Below are 2,601 nucleotides of genomic sequence, written 5' to 3'. Positions count from 1 at the left end.
GACCGGCCCGGCGGCGGCCCCCCGGCCCCCGGCCCGGCCGTCCGAGCCCCAGGCGGCCCGGTCCGGCCACGCCGGCCGCCGTGATGACGGCCGGACCCGCCTCGACAAGGCTCCCGCCCCCGACGGCGACCACGAGCGCACCCACGCCCACTCCGGTGCCCAAGGCTCGCCGCACCGGCCCGAGCCCGGCGGCGGTCTGCTCATGGGGCGGCCGTTCGGTGTGCCGGTGTACGTGGCGCCCAGCTGGTTCCTCGTGGCGATCCTGATCACCTGGGTGTTCGGCGGCCAGCTGGACCGCGTCCTGCCCGAGCTGGGCGCCGCCCGCTATCTGGTCTCGCTCTTCTTCGCGGTCGCCTTCTACGCCTCCGTCCTCGTCCACGAGCTGGCGCACACGATCGCCGCCCTCCGCTTCAAGCTCCCGGTCCGCCGCATCCAGCTCCAGTTCTTCGGCGGTGTCTCCGAGATCGAGAAGGAGGCCGAGACCCCCGGCCGGGAGTTCGTGCTCGCCTTCGTCGGCCCGCTGCTCTCCCTCGTCCTCGCCGGCGTCTTCTACCTGGCCATGCTGCCCGTCGAGCCGGGCACGGTCCCCGGCGTCCTGCTGGCCGGCCTGATGATCTCCAACCTCATCGTGGCCGTCTTCAACCTCCTGCCGGGCCTGCCGCTGGACGGTGGCCGGATGCTCCGGGCCGTGGTCTGGAAGATCACCGGCAAGCCCATGAGCGGCACCATCGCCGCCGCCTGGATCGGCCGCGCCCTGGCCGTCTCCGTCCTGATCGGCCTGCCGCTGCTCACCCAGTCCGGCGTCCTGGGCTCGGACGCCGAGGACAACGTCGGCATGGACACGGTCCTGGACGCGCTGCTCGCCGCGATCCTCGCCGCGATCATCTGGACGGGCGCCGGCAACAGCCTCCGCGTCGCCCGGCTGCGCGAGCACCTGCCGGAACTGCGCGCCCGCAACCTCACCCGGCGCGCGGTCCCCGTGCGGGCCGACACCCCCCTCTCGGAGGCGCTGCGCCGCGCCAACGACGCCGGGGCCCGCGCCCTGGTCGTCGTGGACGCCGAGGGCGCCCCGGTCTCGCTGGTCCGTGAGGCCGCCATCGTCGGCGTCCCCGAGCACCGACGCCCCTGGGTCGCCGTCAGCGGTCTCGCCCAGGAGCTGACCGACGGCATGCGCGTCTCGGCCGAGCTGGCCGGGGAGGACCTGCTGGAGGCCCTGAGGGCCCACCCCGCCACCGAGTACCTGGTGGTCGAGGAGAGCGGCGAGATCTACGGCGTCCTGTCCGCCGCCGACGTGGAGCGCGCCTTCGTCAGGGCCATGGCCAGGCCGAGCTGAGCACCGCGCTCCCGGACGCGGTGGTCTGCGGCTCCGGCAAACCCCGGTAGTCTGTTCACATGTCCGAACCGACCGGTGCCGCCCGCCGCCGCGGGCCCTTCAAGGTCGGGGACCAGGTACAGCTGACCGACCCCAAGGGCCGCCACTACACGTTCACGCTCGAGGCCGGGAAGAACTTCCACACCCACAAGGGTTCCTTCCCGCACGACGAGCTGATCGGCGCTCCCGAGGGCAGCGTTGTCCGTACGACGGGGAACGTCGCCTATCTCGCGCTGCGCCCCCTGCTCCCCGACTACGTCCTGTCCATGCCCCGCGGGGCAGCCGTCGTCTACCCGAAGGACGCGGGGCAGATCCTCGCCTTCGCCGACATCTTCCCCGGCGCCCGCGTCGTGGAGGCCGGCGTCGGCTCCGGCTCGCTCAGCAGCTTCCTGCTGCGGGCCATCGGCGACCAGGGCATGCTGCACTCCTACGAGCGCCGCGAGGACTTCGCCGAGATCGCGAAGCAGAACGTGGAACGCTACTTCGGCGGCCCGCACCCCGCCTGGCAGCTCACCGTCGGCGACCTCCAGGACAACCTGAGCGACACCGACGTCGACCGCGTCATCCTCGACATGCTCGCCCCCTGGGAGTGCCTGGAGGCCGTCTCCAAGGCACTGGTCCCGGGCGGCATCCTGTGCTGCTACGTGGCGACCACCACCCAGCTCGCCCGGACCGTCGAGTCCATCCGCGAGATCGGCTGCTTCAACGAGCCGACCGCGTGGGAGACGATGATCCGCAACTGGCACATCGAGGGCCTGGCGGTCCGCCCGGACCACCGGATGATCGGCCACACCGGCTTCCTCCTCACCGCCCGCCGCCTCGCCGACGGCGTGGAGCCGCCGATGCGCCGCCGCCGCCCCGCCAAGGGCGCCTACGGCGAGGACTACGCGGGTCCCAACGCCGACGGGGGCGCCGGCCGCTGAGGCGGTCCCGTGCCGCGTACAACGTCACGGCGCCGTGGCCGAGTTCCCGCCCTCCGCGCGGAACTCGCCCACGGCGCCGCACTGTTGACATCCCCGGGAGCATCCGGCCGCCGACGGCCGGAACAACGTCCCCACCCCGCCGTTCCCCCGCCCTGTGACGTGTGGCACCATGCTGGCCACCCCACCGGCACAGCCCTCACAGGAGACACTCCTAGTGCAGCAATCCGCGGTCCCGGAACTGGCACACACGCGTACCCGCCCGATCCACTGGCTGGCCACCGCCACCGCGCTCGCCGGTGTCGTGGC

At 73.2% G+C, this 2,601-nt stretch carries 2 protein-coding genes; both read left to right on the top strand.

The features are described from left to right. Positions 1–1,333: site-2 protease family protein (locus tag CCN42_RS35340; protein WP_245877613.1), on the top strand; the 1,333-nt coding region annotated here is incomplete at its 5' end. A 59-nt stretch (positions 1,334–1,392) separates the two neighbouring features. Continuing rightward, entirely contained in the window at positions 1,393–2,295 is a 903-nt protein-coding gene (locus CCN42_RS35335; protein ID WP_030608343.1) for a tRNA (adenine-N1)-methyltransferase, read from the top strand. Positions 2,296–2,601: the final 306 nt, after the last annotated feature.

The sequence above is a fragment of the Streptomyces glaucescens genome, from assembly GCF_002154375.1.
In the GTDB taxonomy this organism is placed as follows: Bacteria; Actinomycetota; Actinomycetes; order Streptomycetales; family Streptomycetaceae; genus Streptomyces; species Streptomyces glaucescens.
This window is presented reverse-complemented; position numbering and strand designations above follow the sequence as displayed.

What these genes read in the sequence shown, in the direction of transcription:
- CCN42_RS35335 (WP_030608343.1), top strand. Translation starts at nt 1,393, where the DNA reads ATGTCCGAACCGACCGGTGCCGCCCGCCGCCGCGGGCCCTTCAAGGTC.